Origin of the sequence: Collinsella sp. AM24-1 (genome assembly GCF_003470325.1) — a bacterium.
Classification (GTDB): Bacteria; Actinomycetota; Coriobacteriia; order Coriobacteriales; family Coriobacteriaceae; genus Collinsella.
In genome coordinates, this window is sequence record NZ_QRHM01000003.1 from 84,163 (window position 1) to 99,318 (window position 15,156).

The 15,156-nt window shown below is 61.4% G+C and carries 17 protein-coding genes; 1 reads left to right on the top strand and 16 read right to left on the bottom strand.

All coding sequences use genetic code 11. The features are described from left to right. Positions 1-342: 342 nt before the first annotated feature. The 8 genes from DW661_RS01965 to rpsP are packed head-to-tail and all read right to left on the bottom strand — an operon-like array spanning position 343 to position 6,846. Positions 343-1,218, bottom strand: coding sequence for a pyruvate, water dikinase regulatory protein (locus DW661_RS01965; protein ID WP_117637236.1), 876 nt, complete (start codon positions 1,216-1,218; stop codon positions 343-345). Positions 1,219-1,252: 34 nt separating this feature from the next. After that, positions 1,253-3,349, bottom strand: coding sequence for a glycine--tRNA ligase subunit beta (glyS, locus tag DW661_RS01970; protein ID WP_118934347.1), 2,097 nt, complete (start codon positions 3,347-3,349; stop codon positions 1,253-1,255). 3 nt (positions 3,350-3,352) lie between these two features. Further along, a complete protein-coding gene (locus DW661_RS01975; protein ID WP_006236091.1) occupies positions 3,353-4,264 on the bottom strand; it encodes a glycine--tRNA ligase subunit alpha in 912 nt (303 codons plus the stop codon). A gap of 59 nt (positions 4,265-4,323) precedes the next feature. Then, positions 4,324-4,932 (bottom strand): signal peptidase I, encoded by a 609-nt coding sequence (gene lepB, locus DW661_RS01980; protein ID WP_233547434.1) that lies wholly within the window; start codon positions 4,930-4,932, stop codon positions 4,324-4,326. A 1-nt stretch (position 4,933) separates the two neighbouring features. Then, complete coding sequence (gene trmD / locus DW661_RS01985; RefSeq protein WP_118238090.1) at positions 4,934-5,680, bottom strand: tRNA (guanosine(37)-N1)-methyltransferase TrmD; 747 nt, start codon at positions 5,678-5,680, stop codon at positions 4,934-4,936. Between the two features lie 10 nt (positions 5,681-5,690). Further along, positions 5,691-6,212, bottom strand: coding sequence for a ribosome maturation factor RimM (rimM, locus tag DW661_RS01990; protein ID WP_089573449.1), 522 nt, complete (start codon positions 6,210-6,212; stop codon positions 5,691-5,693). A 4-nt stretch (positions 6,213-6,216) separates the two neighbouring features. Further along, positions 6,217-6,462 carry a KH domain-containing protein gene (locus DW661_RS01995; protein WP_171021534.1) on the bottom strand — a complete coding sequence of 82 codons (246 nt, stop codon included), beginning with the start codon at positions 6,460-6,462 and terminating at the stop codon, positions 6,217-6,219. Between the two features lie 42 nt (positions 6,463-6,504). After that, on the bottom strand, positions 6,505-6,846 hold the full coding sequence (gene rpsP, locus DW661_RS02000; RefSeq protein WP_022094749.1) for a 30S ribosomal protein S16: 342 nt from the start codon (positions 6,844-6,846) through the stop codon (positions 6,505-6,507). Positions 6,847-7,047: 201 nt separating this feature from the next. On the opposite strand from rpsP, the gene dinB reads away from it, so the two are divergent. Beyond that, positions 7,048-8,301 (top strand): DNA polymerase IV, encoded by a 1,254-nt coding sequence (gene dinB, locus DW661_RS02005; RefSeq protein ID WP_199584826.1) that lies wholly within the window; start codon positions 7,048-7,050, stop codon positions 8,299-8,301. 98 nt (positions 8,302-8,399) lie between these two features. Here dinB and rsfS read toward each other — a convergent pair whose 3' ends face one another. From rsfS to DW661_RS02045, 8 genes are all read right to left on the bottom strand, one after another. After that, the gene (gene rsfS / locus DW661_RS02010; protein ID WP_118934351.1) at positions 8,400-8,855 is read right to left on the bottom strand and encodes a ribosome silencing factor; all 456 of its coding nucleotides are present in this window, start codon (positions 8,853-8,855) and stop codon (positions 8,400-8,402) included. Between the two features lie 28 nt (positions 8,856-8,883). After that, positions 8,884-9,417, bottom strand: coding sequence for a bis(5'-nucleosyl)-tetraphosphatase (symmetrical) YqeK (yqeK, locus tag DW661_RS02015; protein ID WP_197736885.1), 534 nt, complete (start codon positions 9,415-9,417; stop codon positions 8,884-8,886). Between the two features lie 86 nt (positions 9,418-9,503). Next, complete coding sequence (gene nadD, locus DW661_RS02020; RefSeq protein WP_117637231.1) at positions 9,504-10,181, bottom strand: nicotinate-nucleotide adenylyltransferase; 678 nt, start codon at positions 10,179-10,181, stop codon at positions 9,504-9,506. A 3-nt stretch (positions 10,182-10,184) separates the two neighbouring features. Beyond that, on the bottom strand, positions 10,185-11,651 hold the full coding sequence (gene obgE, locus DW661_RS02025; protein WP_199584827.1) for a GTPase ObgE: 1,467 nt from the start codon (positions 11,649-11,651) through the stop codon (positions 10,185-10,187). Between the two features lie 84 nt (positions 11,652-11,735). Then, positions 11,736-11,993: a 50S ribosomal protein L27 gene (gene rpmA / locus DW661_RS02030; RefSeq protein WP_006236075.1), complete on the bottom strand. Its 258-nt coding sequence runs from the start codon at positions 11,991-11,993 to the stop codon at positions 11,736-11,738. A gap of 33 nt (positions 11,994-12,026) precedes the next feature. Then, a complete protein-coding gene (gene rplU / locus DW661_RS02035) occupies positions 12,027-12,401 on the bottom strand; it encodes a 50S ribosomal protein L21 (protein WP_035138585.1) in 375 nt (124 codons plus the stop codon). Between the two features lie 67 nt (positions 12,402-12,468). Next, on the bottom strand, positions 12,469-13,281 hold the full coding sequence (locus tag DW661_RS02040; protein WP_117757141.1) for a TIGR03936 family radical SAM-associated protein: 813 nt from the start codon (positions 13,279-13,281) through the stop codon (positions 12,469-12,471). Next, positions 13,278-15,155, bottom strand: coding sequence for a TIGR03960 family B12-binding radical SAM protein (locus tag DW661_RS02045; RefSeq protein WP_118934355.1), 1,878 nt, complete (start codon positions 15,153-15,155; stop codon positions 13,278-13,280). The genes DW661_RS02040 and DW661_RS02045 overlap by 4 nt, the downstream gene beginning before the upstream one ends. Between the last annotated feature and the right edge of the window lies 1 nt (position 15,156).

Here is a 15,156-nt window from a genome sequence, read left to right on the forward strand (position 1 = left end):
CTTCCCCTTCCATGCGCTTACGCGCACGACCGTGGTAACGAATCGACCCGCCGGATGCGGGCCGTGAGGGAACTATACGGCGGGTTTTGGGCAGGCTTGAGCAGAGGGTGCGCGGTTTGGTAAACGTGCTAAAACTAGCGGTAAACGGTAGGTAAAGTTGGTTACCTTATGAAGATACCACTACAAGAAGAATGCAGGTCAGATGCGATGTTTTTGCTAAATCGCTTTATCAATTCAGGCTATTTAGCCACTCCGATGATTTTTCTGGGACGGGGATTAAAAAATCATTGAGTACCTAATGATTTTTTAATCCCCGTCCCAGAAAAATCGTCACAGAAAGGACTACTGCTGTTGAGCGCGGCGGGCGGCACGGCGGGCTCTTGCCTCTTGAATCTCTTCGAGATGAGCAATGATCTCGGCAGCGCTTTCCTCGATGGCTTTGCCGTCGGTACGCACTACAAAGCAGCCCAGGCGTTTCATGAGCGCGCGGGCTTCCGCAAGCTCACTACGCACGCTCTCGGGCTCGGCATAGGAGCCTGCGACGGCGCGGGCGTAGTCGTCGCCCAAGCGGCTATCGCGAATCTCGGAAATCACATCGACGGTCGAAATCAAGCCGAACAGGCGCATCGGGTCAACCTCGTAAATCGACTTGGGCGGCTCCATGCCATGCGCCAGTGGGACATTGGCGACCTTGTAGCCCTGATAGGCTAAATACATCGACAGCGGCGTCTTGGATGTACGCGACACACCCAGCAGCACGATATCGGCACCCGACAGATCGTCGCAACCACGACCGTCATCGTGCTCAACGAAATACTCCATGGCCTCGATACGATGGAAATAGCGGTCATCGGTCTTGTGAATCACGCCCGCAACGCACTTGGGCGGCACACCGATGAGCGACGACAGCACGGCAAGCGTCGGGCCGATCAGGTCGACCGAACGGATATGCAGCATACCCAGGTAATCGAGCACGCGGGCGCGAAGCGCCGGATCGACAATGGTATGGAACACGGCGACATCGCGATGGTCGGCATCGACGCGCGGCCCCACAAATGACTTGACCTGCTCCACCGAGGTCACCTTGGGCAGGCGCAAGAGACGAAAAGCCCCTTCATCAAATTGCCCGGACGCCGCAAGCACCACCTCACAAGCGGTATCGCCGAGCGAATCGGAGATAACGATAACGGTGGGACGAGCGGTGACCGGGCAATCCATGCGGGGCTCCTTTTGCGCTTATGCGCAGGCTGGCTTACTTTTTGCGGGCAAGCTCACCGATGTTGGCGATGCCGGAGAAAACGGCCTCGAAGCGGTTGAGCAGCTTAAGGCGATTATCGCGAAGCTGCTCGTCCTTGTCCATGACCATGACCTCGTCGAAGAAGCGGTCGATGGGGGCACGCAGGGCGGCGAGGGCAGCAAATGCGGCCGGGTAGTCCTCGGCAGCAAGGGCGGCATCGACAGCGGTCTGAGCAGCCTCGGAGGCGTCGGCGAGCGCGAGTTCGGCCTCGCCCATCAGGGCGCGGTCGTACTCCGCACCCAGCTCGGGCTTCGAGATATGCGCGGCACGGGCATAGGCGGTCGCCAGGTTGTCGAACGTCTCAGCGTCGTTCTTGCGGGCCTCGTCGAGGGCGGCGCAGCGGGCGAAGAAGACGGACGGGGCGATGATGTGCACCGCGGAGACGGCGGCGACGGTATCGGCCGGAATCTTTTCGTCGCGGGCCATGCTCACCAGGCGGCCATGGAAGAAGTCACGAACCTGCTGGGCGACCTCGGCGGCGTCGAACTCAATGCCCTGCTCACTGTAGAGTTCGAGGGCAAAGTCGATGAGCGACGTGGGGTCGATCGGCAGACGGTCGCGCAGGATGTTGATAATGCCGATAGCGGCACGACGCAGCGCGTAGGGGTCGGAGGAGCCGGTCGGGGGCTCGCCGATGGCAAAGATACCGGCGATGGTATCGAGCTTGTCGGCGCAGGCCACGATGCAGCCAGCGGTGCCCTCGGGCAGCTCGTCACCGGCAAAGCGAGGACGATAGTGATCGCGAATAGCATGGGCGACCTCGTCGTTCTCCCCCATCGCGGTCGCGTAATAACCGCCCATCACGCCCTGCTGGCTCGTGAACTCGACGACGGCGTTGGACACCAGGTCTGCCTTGCACAGGTGTGCGGCGCGAGCAGCGTCGGCGGCAAGATGGGCGCCCAGGTGAGCCTCGCGGGCGATAGCGAGCGCGAGCTGCTCGATGCGCTCGGACTTGGCGAGCACGCTACCGAGCTTCTCCTGGAAGGCAACCTTGGACAGACGCTCACGGAACTCGTCGAGGGAGATCTTCAGGTCCTCCTCGTAGAAGAACTTAGCGTCGTCCAGACGGGCGCGCACGACGCGCTCGTTACCGTCGATCACTCGCTCGGCGTTCTCGAGCTTGCTGTTGGAAACGACCACGAACTCACGCGTCAGCTTGCCCTCGCCGTCATAGATCGGGAAGTAGCGCTGGTTGGTGAGCATGGACTCGCAGATAATCTCGTGCGGGACCTTGAGGAACTCCTCGTCGAAAGTACCGACGAGCACCGTCGGCCACTCGCAGAGGTTAATGACCTCCTCAAAGACCTTCTTGGGCGTATCGACATGGCAGCCGGGGCGAGCGGCCTCGACCTCGGCGATTCCGGCGAGAATCGCCTCGCGACGGCGCTCGGCAGAAAGCACGCCGGCATCCTCGAGCACCTGCTCGTAAACAGCGGGGCTGGCGACCACATGGTCACCGGGGCCAAGCACGCGATGGCCACGCGTGGTGTTGCCACTCGTCACGTCGGCAAACGACACGGGCACAACGTCCTCGCCCAGAAGGCAGCAGATCCAACGGACCGGGCGCACGAAGGTGGCGTGCTCGTGACCCCAGCGCTGAGAGCGGTAGTTGGGCCACTGCAGGCCGGCGATGGTCTTCTCGCACAGAGCGGTCAGAATCGGCGTAGCCGGTGCGGAAGGAATATTCTTCTCGGCAAAGACGTACTCGCGGCCGTCGGTGTCCTCGCGACAGACCAGATCCTCGGCAGCCACACCACACTTGCGGGCAAAGCCCTGGGCGGCCTTAGTGGCGTTACCGTCAGCGTCGAACGCGATGTTGGCCGCGGGGCCGCGCTTAACCTCGTGGACCTCGTCGGTCGCAGTGGCGACATTGGCCACGAGCGCAGCCAGGCGACGCGGGCTCGAAATCACACGGACCTCGCCGTGGGCCAGGCCAGCATCGTCTAAACCCTTGGCGATCATGGTGCCAAGCTGCTTGACGGCATTGTTCAGCGGCGCGGAGGGCATTTCCTCCGTACCGATCTCAAACAGGAAATCCTTAGCGTCTGCCATGGCTTACGCCACCTCGCCTTCCTGGTCGGCATTCTCGTTCACTCCGGCGACCTCGGCCATGTAGGCCTCGCAGCACGCCTTGGCGACGGCGCGGACGCGCAGGATGTAGTTGGCACGCTCGACCGCGGACAGGGCGCCGCGGGCATCGAGCAGATTGAAAGCGTGGCTGCACTTCATGACGCAGTCGTATGCGGGCAGCGGCAGCTTGCGCTCCAGGCAGGAATGGCACTCGGCCTCGTAGTCGTCAAACTTCTGACGCATCATCTCGACGTTGGCAACCTCAAAGTTATAGGCACTGAACTCGCGCTCGTTCTCGAGGAACACGTCGCCGTAAGTCATGGGCGTACCGTCGGGCAGGTAGCTCCACACTAGGTCGTAAACGGAGTTGACGCCCTGGGCGTACATGGCGATACGCTCCAGGCCATAGGTGATCTCGACGGGCACGGGGTCGACCTCGATACCGCCCACCTGCTGGAAGTATGTAAACTGCGTGACCTCCATACCGTTAAGCCAGACCTCCCAGCCAAGGCCCCAGGCGCCCAAGGTCGGGCTCTCCCAGTCGTCCTCGACAAAGCGGACGTCATGGTCGTTGGGGTCCAGGCCAATGGCGGCCAGCGAACCCAGGTAGAGCTCCTGGGCGTTGACCGGCGACGGCTTGATGAGCACCTGGAACTGATAGTAGTGCTGCATGCGGTTAGGGTTCTCGCCGTAGCGGCCGTCGGCGGGACGGCGGCAAGGCTGAGCATAGCAGGTGCGCCACTCGGCGGGACCGAGCGAGCGCAGTGTGGTCGCGGTGTGGAAGGTACCGGCACCGACCTCGGAGTCATAGGGCTGCATAATAACGCAGCCCTGCTCGCCCCAGTACTGCTGGAGGCGCAGGATGATGTCTTGGAAGGAAAGCGATGAAGCGTTCATGCCTCTAATATCCCCTCGTCGAAACGATTACACGGTTAGGTACTGTACTATAGCGGTTTTTAGTCGATAGCGCCCAGACGGTTAAGCGGCCAGTAACGCACGAGCGCCACGGCGATCAAATCAGAGCGATCAACGGGACCAAAGTAGCGTGAGTCGGCTGAGTTCTCGCGGTTGTCGCCCATCACCCACACGCAGCCGTCGGGGACGGTGTAGGGATAGCTCACCTGGGCGGCGGGCGCCTGGACCGAAAGCGGCCAGCTCATGCCGGTCGTATAGTCCTCATCGAGCGCCTGGCCGTCGACGACGACCTTGCCGTCCTGAAGGTCGACCGTCTGACCGGCCGTGGCGATGACGCGCTTTACCAGCACGTCATGCTCGGACGTGGCATCGGGATTATGGAACACCACGATATCACCCTGTTTGACGGGCTGACCGAGCTCGAGGCTCACCTTTTGTGCCAGGATCTGGTCGCCAATCTCGATCGTGTCCTCCATGGAGCCGGTGGGTACCACAAAGGGCTCGACCACAAAGGTGCGGATCAAGAAGGTGGCGGCGAGCGCGATAAGAATGACTAAAATCCACTCCAGAGCACCACGTAAAGTGAAAACGGACCTTTCGCCAAAATCATGTTCGAGGTGAACCCGTTGACGCCCTTTATCATCCACCATTCTATTCACCCCTTCCGGAAAGCAAATCTTGCGCGTATGCGCGCTCCTGGGGCGTAAGCCGCGCCGTCTCGATCAGGTCGGGACGCCAGCGGCAGGTGCGCTCGATGGCATTCTTACGGCGCCAGGCGTCAACCTTGGCATGGTCGCCGCTCACGAGCACCGGCGGCACGCCCTCGCCGTTGAACTCGGCGGGGCGGGTGTACTGCGCGTACTCGAGCAGGCCTCCGTCCTCGGCGGTCGAGAACGACTCGTCCACGTTGCTCATCTCGTCACCAAGGGCGCCGGGGATCAGGCGTACGACGGCATCGGCAACGACCATAGCGGGAAGCTCGCCGCCCGTGAGCACGTAATCGCCGATCGACAGGCGCTCGTCGGCATACGCATAGGCACGCTCGTCGACACCTTCGTAACGGCTGCACACAAACAGCAGGCGCTCGCTTTTGAGCAGGCGCTCGGCCACATGCTGCATAAAAGGCTCGCCGCACGGGGTGAAGAACACCACCGTCGGCTTGGGGCCCTCCGCGCTAATGGCCTCGATGGCCTCGGCGATAGGCTCGACCTTCATGAGCATGCCCTGCCCGCCGCCGTACGGCTCGTCATCGACGGTACGATGGCGGTCGTGCGTCCAGTCGCGCAGGTTATACGCCTTAAAATCAAAAAGGCCGGCCTTGCGGGCGCGGCCCAAAATCGATGTGGACATGACGGGCTCAAACATCTCGGGAAAGACCGAAAGGGTCTCAATCAGCATGTAGTCCTCCCTACTTGTCCATATCGATCAGGCCGTCCATAACGTGGACGGAAATTGTTCCTGTGTCGGGAAGATCGAGCACAACCTGCTCGATCACGGGAATCAGTACCTCGCCGTACCGATCGCCCTCGACAACCCAAACATCGTTAGCGGGCGTCGACATGATCTCGACGATCGTACCGAGTGAACCGAAGCGCTCGTCGACCACCTCGCGACCCATCAGGTCGGAATAGGCGGCGTCGAGTGAATCGAGCTCAAAATCGTCACGATTTGCCAACACATAGCATCCCGTGATGCCCTCGGCGGCCGTCAAGTCGTCAATGCCCTCAAACGAGACCAGATCGCCATCGCCCGTATCGGTGACGGACACGACCGTGCAAAAGCGGTCGCGCTTGAGCGCCGGCGGCGTCAGGGCGACGCGCATACCCGGCTCTAATACAGAAGGAAGCCCCCGCAGCGGCTGCGCGAGGACCTCCCCCTTCCTTCCGTGCGGCTTGACCACACGGGCGATGTTTTTGTACTGGGACCTCAAGGTCCTAGCCCAGAACCTCTACCTCGACAGCAGTGTCGAGGCGAGCGGCCAGTGCACGGGCGAGCGTGCGAATGGCCTTGATGGTACGGCCACGACGGCCGATGACCTTAGCGACGTCATCCTCGGCGACCGAAACCTCAATCGTGGAGGCGTCGTCACCATCGATGACCTCAAGGCTCACGGAATCCGGGTCGTCGACGATCTGAACAACGAGATATTCGACGAGATCGGCGATGCGATCTGAGAGCATTGCCTCACCCTCGAGCTGTGCAGCGTCAACCTCAGGCACGATTTACTCCTCGGCGCCCTCAGCGGCCTCAGCGGCAGCCTTAGCGGCCTCGGCCTCTTTGGCGAGCTGCTTCTTGGACTTCTTGACGACGGTCTCGGTCTTCTCGCCCTCGTTGGCGGCCTTGACCAGAGCGGCGACGGCGTCGGTGAGCTGAGCGCCCTTGGACTGCCAGTCGGCGATCTTCTCGAGGTCGAGGTTGATGGTCTTGGGGGCGGTCATCGGGTTGTAGCGGCCAACCTCCTCGATGATACGACCGTCACGCGGGGCGCGGGAATCGGCGACGACGACACGGTAGTACGGACGCTTCTTAGCGCCGTGACGAGCAAGGCGAATCTTGACTGCCAAAGGAAACTCCTCCAACCAAGCAGCTTTAGGCTGCAACTACAAACAAACAGTTGAACATAATACGCCATCGACGCGGGCAGGTGAAGTCCGTGAGACCAACTTCTTCGGTGTAGTCGAGGGCAAATCCATATCTTAGACAAGAATTCGGGATTTGCAAGCACATACACGCACCCCACATGAGCTGCGCGGTATACTCATGACATGGAAAGACGCGAACATACATACGGTTATGAGGATGCCATGGGCGTCACGCCGCCTCCCTGGACGGGTCCGGCGGTGGGCCTGATGGACCTCGATGCGTTTTTTGCGAGCGTGGAGATGCTCGATCATCCCGAATGGCGCGGAAAGCCGCTCATCGTGGGCGGAGACGCCGATTCCCGCGGCGTTGTGTCCACCTGTTCTTACGAGGCACGTCGCTTTGGCGTGCACTCCGCCATGCCCTCAGCCGAGGCACGGCGCTTGTGCCCGCAAGCCATTTGGACGCACGGGCACTTTGATCGCTATCGCGAGGTGAGCGCGCAGGTCATGGCGATTCTTGCCGAGGAGACGCCGCGCGTTGAGCGCGTATCGATCGACGAAGCCTTTATCGATATCACACCGGGTCGCTTTGCGCCCGAGGACCCGCTGCTGGTTGCACGGCGTATAAGCGACCGCGTGGCAGCGCTGGGAGTGACGTGCTCCATTGGCGTAGGCTGCAACAAGACGGTCGCAAAGATCGCAAGCGAGCGGGATAAGCCGTTTGGGCTGACCATCGTGCGCCCCGGAACCGAGCAGCGCTTTTTGGCCGCGCTGCCGGTATCTGCCATGAGCGGCATCGGGCGCTCGGCCGAGGAGCGACTGCGCCGCATGCGCATCTACACGCTCGGCGAGCTATCACGTGCACCGGAATCCACCTTGGCCTCTATTTTTGGCGTCAACGGCGAACGTATGCGTCAGCGTGCGCTGGGACTTGAAATCTCCGAAGTCACGAGTCTCGATGAAGAGCGCAAGATCAAGTCGGTCAGCAATGAACGCACCTTTGCGAAAGATTTAACTGAGCGCGGAGACATCGAAGCGGCGATTGCACTGTTGGGCGAGTCAGTTGGACGCCGCCTGCGCCGTCAGGGACTGACGGGCGGCACGGTAACGCTCAAGCTCAAGTATTCGTATGGCAGCGGGCGTACGGCACAGCGCCGGCTGCCTCATCCGACCGACGATGAGAACATCTTTGTGGCGGTTGCGCTCGAACTGCTCGACAACATCTGGCAGGAAGGCATGCATGTGCGTCTGGCGGGTATCGGGATGAGCGACTTTGACCATCAGGGCGGCATCCAGACCGACCTGTTCTGCGAAGTCGACGACCGCGGAGCCCAATCCAGCGACCGACGCGACCTCTCGGTTGCTATCGACGCCGTCCGAGACAAGTTCGGCGACACCGCCCTATCCTTCGGCCGCCAATCCCGCTTCAACGATTAACCGCCTTTGGGCAAAAAGAAAGCCGGGCAGGTACGGAAAACCGCAACTGCCCGGCAAAATGCGCGAGGCTAACTAAAAGCCCCGTATCAAATGAGCCACTAGAGGAGGTCGAGGGGGAGCTGGGGGGCGTCTCCCCAGAGTTTCTCGAGGCGGTAGAAGTCGCGGGCTTCGGGAGTGAAGACGTGAACGACGACCGAGCCGTAGTCCATGAGCATCCAGGTCTTCTGCTCGCGGCCCTCGATGGAGAACGGATGCTCGCCGCAAGCCTCGGCAACCTTCTCCTCGATCTCGTCGACAATCGAATCGACCTGGCGGTTGTTGGTACCGGTGGCAAGCACAAAGTAGTCGCACACGTCGGAAAGCTCGGTCAGGTTGAGCACCTGCACGTCCTCGCCCTTCTTGTCGTAGGCGGCCTGCGCGGCGGCGCGGGCGACATCCTCGGCGGCGACACCGCTCGCGGACAGCGAGGCGGCGGTGCGGTCGGACGTGGCAACGAAACTCTTATGCTCCACACCTTCAAGAATCTGCTCGTCAGTCATGGTCTCGTCGGCCATGGAATACCTCTTTCTAGACACACCCGAGCTAGCGCAGCTGGGCGTAATGGTTGTAAATCGTAATAGCCGTGGGATAAAGATAGCGCCCGGACTGGATCACATAGACCAGACCCTGCGCAAAACAGGAGAAGAACAACTCGTCGAGCGAGGACTTCCCCACCATCTTGCGCAGCGCATGGGCATAGTCGCCGTGACGGTTGGGCTCGATGGCATCTGCCACAAAGACCACCATATCGAGCGGCGTCATGTCGCAGGCACCCACGGTGTGACGGTCGACAGCCTGGAAAACGGCCGGTGACAGCTCGGGAAAAAGCTGCGGAAGCTCATAGGCGGCAACAGGGCCATGCAAAAGCGGCGTCGCGGCGGAAGGAGAGCCGGCAACCTTGATGCCATAGTGAAGCGCGCGGGCCACGAGCTCGTCATCGGAAAGAACCTTGTCCCAGTCGTGAATTAAGCCGGCGGCAGCCGCATCAAAGCGGTCAACGCCGTAGACCTCGGCCAGATGAAGTGCGGTCTCGGCAACACCCAGCGAATGCACATAGCGCTTGCGCTTATCTTTCATGCGAACATCGAGCAGCTCTTGAATGCGCTTGAGCAGCGCGCGCTCATCGCCCTCAAACTGATCCTCTACCGACAACGTAGCCCCCATCACTCAAAATCTTCTTGGCCCAAATCGGCATATAGCCTGCGCTTGCGAATGTAGCCGAGCACGGACTCGCTCGTAAGATAGCGCACGCTCATGCCGCGGGCAACTCGCTTACGAATGTTCGTCGAGCTGATCGCCAGCGCCGGAATCTGAATATAGCGCACGTCGAACGGCAGCCCCGACTCTTTGATTCGGGCACGCGCCGTATCGATATCAAAGCCCGGTCGCGTCGCCGCAATAAAGGTAGCAAGCTCAGCGATTCGTTCGGCATCATGCCAGGTCACAATATCGATAATCGCATCGGCGCCCGTAATAAAGTAGAGCTTTACCTGCGGCGGGTAAAAGTCGCGAAGGGCATGAAGCGTATCGGCCGTATAGGTCACGCCCGGACGGTCGATCTCGAAACGGCTCGCCAAAAAAGCCGGATTCGCGGCGGTGGCGAGAACCGTCATGGCATAACGGTCCTCAGCAGGCGTCACCGGTTTGTCGAGTTTAAAGGCAGGAGAGCCGGCCGGCATAAAGAGCACAGCGTCCAAGTCGAGCGACTCGCGCGCCTGCTCGGCAGTCACCAAGTGCCCGTAATGAATCGGGTCGAAGGTGCCGCCCATAATGCCAAGCCGAAACTCTTTGCCCTCTTTTATGGGCAGCTCGGGCAAACCGATTCCACCGCGCAGCGACATGGCTTACTCGCCCTCCGAGGTCTCGGCATCGTCCGCGGCATCCGCCGCATCGACAACCTCGACGCCCTCATCCGGAGCATCGGTCACGTCAAGGGCCTCAACGGCAACGTCCTCGCCAGCGTCCTCGAGCTCCTCGTACTCCGAGAAGTCCTCGGCGCCCTCAAAGTCAAAGGCGCGCTGGCAAATGCGGACCTCGTCGCCCGCACGGCAGCCGGCCTTCTCGAGCGCGTCGTCAACACCCATGCGCGCAAACTTGTGCTGCAGGTAGATGACGGCTTCCTCGTTTTCCCAGTCGGTCTGGATAACCATGCGCTCGATGGCGCGACCGACCACGCGGAAGGCACCGGGCTCTTCCTGAACAATGCGGAAACGCTTCTCGCGCTGCAGGCGACGGCGCTCCCACTCCTCGTCGCGAAGATCGACCGGCTCATCGGAGACCGCCAGCTCGGCGCGCAGCTTAGCCACCTGCTCGCCCACGGCAAGCATCAGCGTGTTGAGGCCGGCGCCCGTCACGGCGGACACGGCAAAGAACATATGTCCATCGTCGAGCGCGGCGCGCTTAAGGTCGGCAATCTTGTCGGCCGTGCCCGGCGCATCGCACTTGTTGGCGACGACGATCTGCGGACGCTCCGAAAGCTCGGCGCCATACTGCTCGAGCTCACGGTTGATGATGCGGTAATCCTCAACCGGGTCGCGATCCTCAAAACCGCCCGTCATGTCGACGACATGCATGATGAGCGCCGTACGCTCGATGTGGCGCAGGAACTGGTGGCCCAAGCCCTTGCCCTCGCTCGCGCCCTCGATGAGGCCGGGGACGTCGGCAACGACATAGGAGTACTCGCCGGCACGCACCATACCCAGGTTGGGCACGAGCGTGGTAAACGGATAGTCGGCGATCTTGGGTCGGGCGGCACTCATGCGCGCGATAAGCGAGGACTTGCCCACCGAGGGGAAGCCCACGAGCGCGGCATCAGCCATGAGCTTCATCTCGAGCTCAATCCAGTGCTCCTCGGCCGGCTCGCCCAGCTGGGCGAATGCGGGCGCGCGGCGCACCGACGTCACAAAGTGCGTATTGCCCAGACCGCCGGCACCGCCGGGCGCCACAACGACGCGCTCGCCATCATGCACCAAGTCGGCAATCTCGAACATCGGGGTCTGCCTCTCGGGGTCGAGCTCGCGCACCACGGTACCCATGGGAACCTTGAGAATAAGGTCCTCGCCGCTCTTACCGTTACGACGGGCACCCTGCCCGTGCGTGCCGCGCTCGGCGCGGAAGTGATGCTTAAAGCGGTAATCGATCAGCGAAGACAGCTGAGCATCGGCCTGGATGACGACATTGCCGCCACGACCGCCGTCGCCGCCATCGGGGCCGCCCTTGGGGACAAATGCCTCGCGCCTAAACGACATGCATCCGGCTCCGCCGTCGCCGCCGCACACGTTAATGCGGCTGATATCGGTGAACTGTGACAACAGAATCGCCTCCTACAAAAAGAGGGAGACCCTTGAATCCTAAAACTCAAGTGCCTCCCACATATGTGCTCTATGAAGGGTGAATTACGCGTTCGCGAGCGGGCGTACGCTGACCCTGTGCTTGATACCCTTGTGGAACTCAACGGTACCGTCGACCAGCGCGAACAGCGTGTCGTCCTTGCCACGGCCAACGTTCTCACCCGGGTGGATGTGCGTGCCGTGCTGACGGACGAGAATCGTGCCCGTGGTTACCGTCTGGCCGGCATAGCGCTTCGTGCCAAGGCGCTGACCGCGGGAGTCACGGCCATTACGGGAGGAACCGAGTCCTTTTTTGTGTGCCATTGTGTATACCTACTCTTTCGTTACGAGTGTAATCTACTCGGCGACGGGAGCCTCGGCAACAGCCTCGGCCTCTGCCTTGACAGCCTTCTTGGCGCGGGACGTAGCCTGGACCTTCACGATCTTCAGCTTGGTGAGCTGCTGACGGTGACCCTTCAGACGACGATAGCGCTTACGCTTGTGGAACTTGAAGACCAGCTGCTTCTCGCCCTTGAACTGCTCAACGATCTGAGCGGTAACCTTGGCCTTGGCCAGCTTGTCGGGATCGGTGACGATCTTTTTACCATCGTTGAGGAAGATGACCGGCAGGGTGACCTTGTCGCCCTCATTGCCCTCGATCTTCTCGACGGTGATGACATCGTCGGTGGCGACCTTGTACTGCTTGCCGCCCGTGTTAACGATTGCGTACATGTTTACTTGCCCTTCATGCATCAGTTAGTGCAACAGCCGAATATAGTAGCAGGCGAAAATACCCCCGTCAACGAGTATGTGGAGCAAATCCACAAGTTCGCACAGGTATGGGGCTGACGAGTCGGCCCTCGTCGTCCTCGCATGCTTGATTCTGACGCTCGACATCGTAGGAGCAGATGGTCACGAGGTCTTGCATTCCGGTGGAAACAATAGGTGCATCCACGCCCGGGGTCAAGCCCTGCAACAAAACATCAGCAGCGGAAAGCAAAATTTCCGGACGCATGGAGCCCTCGTTGTCGGCATGGGTGTCGAGCATGAGCACCAAATGGTCAGGGCGCTCCCCCGCCGTGAGCTCATAGCCCACGAGCGTGTGATCCAAATCCAAGCGCTTGCTCTTTTTGCCGCGCGCGTAGTCGATGCCATGGTCCGCGCGCAGCGTGTCGATCGCACGACGCACCTCGTCGGCGCTTACGGGCGCCTCGGGATCCAAGTGCAGGTCGATGCGATACGACAGACGCGTGAGCTGCGCCGTCAACGCCGGCGTGCGCACGTCGATGTACGCCGCCTCGATGGGCGCCAGATCGGCCGGAGACGCCGCAGCCAGGCGCCCAAACGCCTCGTCGAGCGCCACGAACTCGGTCATAAACAGGTCATACCACTCGCAGATCGACGACGTACCCACCGGTAGCGCCGAAGAGAAGCCCACGCGCATGTGCGGAGAGAAGCCCTGCGTGACGGCATAGGGAAGTCCCGCACGGCGCACGATGCGCTCAATGGTATGGATTACTTCGAGATGTCCCAGGTACTTAAGGCGATCGCGCTTGCCATAGCGAACACGAAGTCTAAAGAGTGTGGGGTTGTCGGTCAGGCGCTCACTCATGCGCGATCACCCATCAATACATTCTTGGCGTGGAGCGTGGGGCAGATTCCGCAGCCGGTGCACGACGTGCGGGTGCAGTCGGGAGTCGTGACACCCTCGAGCGAGCGACGGTACTCGCGCTCGAGGAAGCCGCGCGTGCAGCCGGGGCTCACATGCTCCCACGGCAGACGCCAGTCCAACTCGTAGGGCAGGTGCACGAGCTCATTGAGGTCGATGCCGTTTTTGGCAGCAGCCTCCTTCCAGTTATCGAGCGAGAAATGCTCTACCCAGGCGTCAAAGCGAGACCCCGAGCGCCAAGCATCGATGATGACGGGCGTCATGTCACGACCGGCGCGGGAGAGCGCGGCCTCGATGAGCGAGGTCTCGGCATCGTGGTAATGCACGCGGACGGCACGGTTGCGAACGCTCGTGATGAGCAGCTTCTGGCGACGCTTGACGTCGTCGTAGTCGAGCTGCGGGCACCACTGGAACGGCGTGGCAGCCTTGGGGATAAAGACCGAAACCGAGATGGACACCGAGATCGAGCCGCGACGAGCCTTGGGCACCACGGAACGACCAAGCTCCAGCACATGATCGGCCAGATTGGCGATGGCCACGATGTCCTCGTCGCGCTCGCCGGGAAGGCCCATCATAAAGTAGAGCTTCATGCGGTTCCAGCCGGCCTCGAAGGCCGCCTTGGCCGCACGGTCCAGGTCCTCCTCGGTCACGTTCTTGTTAATGATGTCGCGCATGCGCTGGCTGCCGGCCTCGGGCGCGAACGTCAGGCCGCCCTTCTTTTCGCCGGCGACCGACTCGGCCATATCCACGCCAAACGAATCCAAGCGCTGCGACGGAATAGACACGCGAATACCCGTATCCTCCAGGCGACGGTTGAGCCTGCCGAGCACGTCACGAATGCAGGAGTGGTCGGTCGTGGAGAGCGAGGTCAGCGACACCTCGTCATAGCCGGTCTTTTCCAGACCCTGAATCACCGACGAGACGATCTGGTCGGCCGAACGCTCGCGCACCGGGCGATACGTCATGCCGGCCTGGCAAAAACGACAGCCGCGAGCGCAGCCGCGCAGAATCTCGATAGACAGGCGGTCGTGAACCAGCTGCGCATAGGGCACGCACGACTGCGACAGCGGATTCGTGGCGCCGAAATCCTCGACGACGCGCTTGTAGACCACGGCCGGAGCATCCTTGCCCTCGCGCGGCACGGTGTAGCCATGCGGCGAGCAGGGCTCGTCGTGACGAATCTCATAGAGCGACGGCACGTAGTTGCCGGCAATGGATGCAAGCTGCTCAACAATCTGCGCGCGCGGGACTCCTTCGTCGCGCAGGCGCCGATGCAGCTGGCAGGTCTCGAGCAGCGATTCCTCGCCCTCGCCGATGAGGATGGCATCGAAGAAGGCCGCGTACGGCTCGGGGTTGTACACCGAGGGGCCGCCGGCGATGATGATGGGGTCGTCTTCACCTCGGTCGGCCGCTAACAGCGGAATGCCAGCGAGATCGAGTGCCTCGAGGAAGTTCGTCACCGCCATCTCGTGCGGCACATGCAGACCGACGATATCAAACGAAGCAACGGGGGCAGCACCTTCGAGCGACAGCAGCGGAATGCCCGCCTCGCGCATGGCATCACCCATATCGGGCCACGGCACATAGCCACGCTCGCAGGAGATGCCCTCGGCCTGGTTAAGGATGTTGTAGAGGATGGCGATGCCCTGGTTGGGCAAACCAACCTCGTACACATCCGGGTAGATCAGGCAGCAACGGTAGTCGGCATCGGCCTTGGAAAGCGTGCCCCACTCGTGATCGATATAGCGGCTCGGCTTTTCGACCTTGGCGAGCAGCGGCTCAATTAAATGAAAGCAGTCTTGATACGGAACGCGCAAC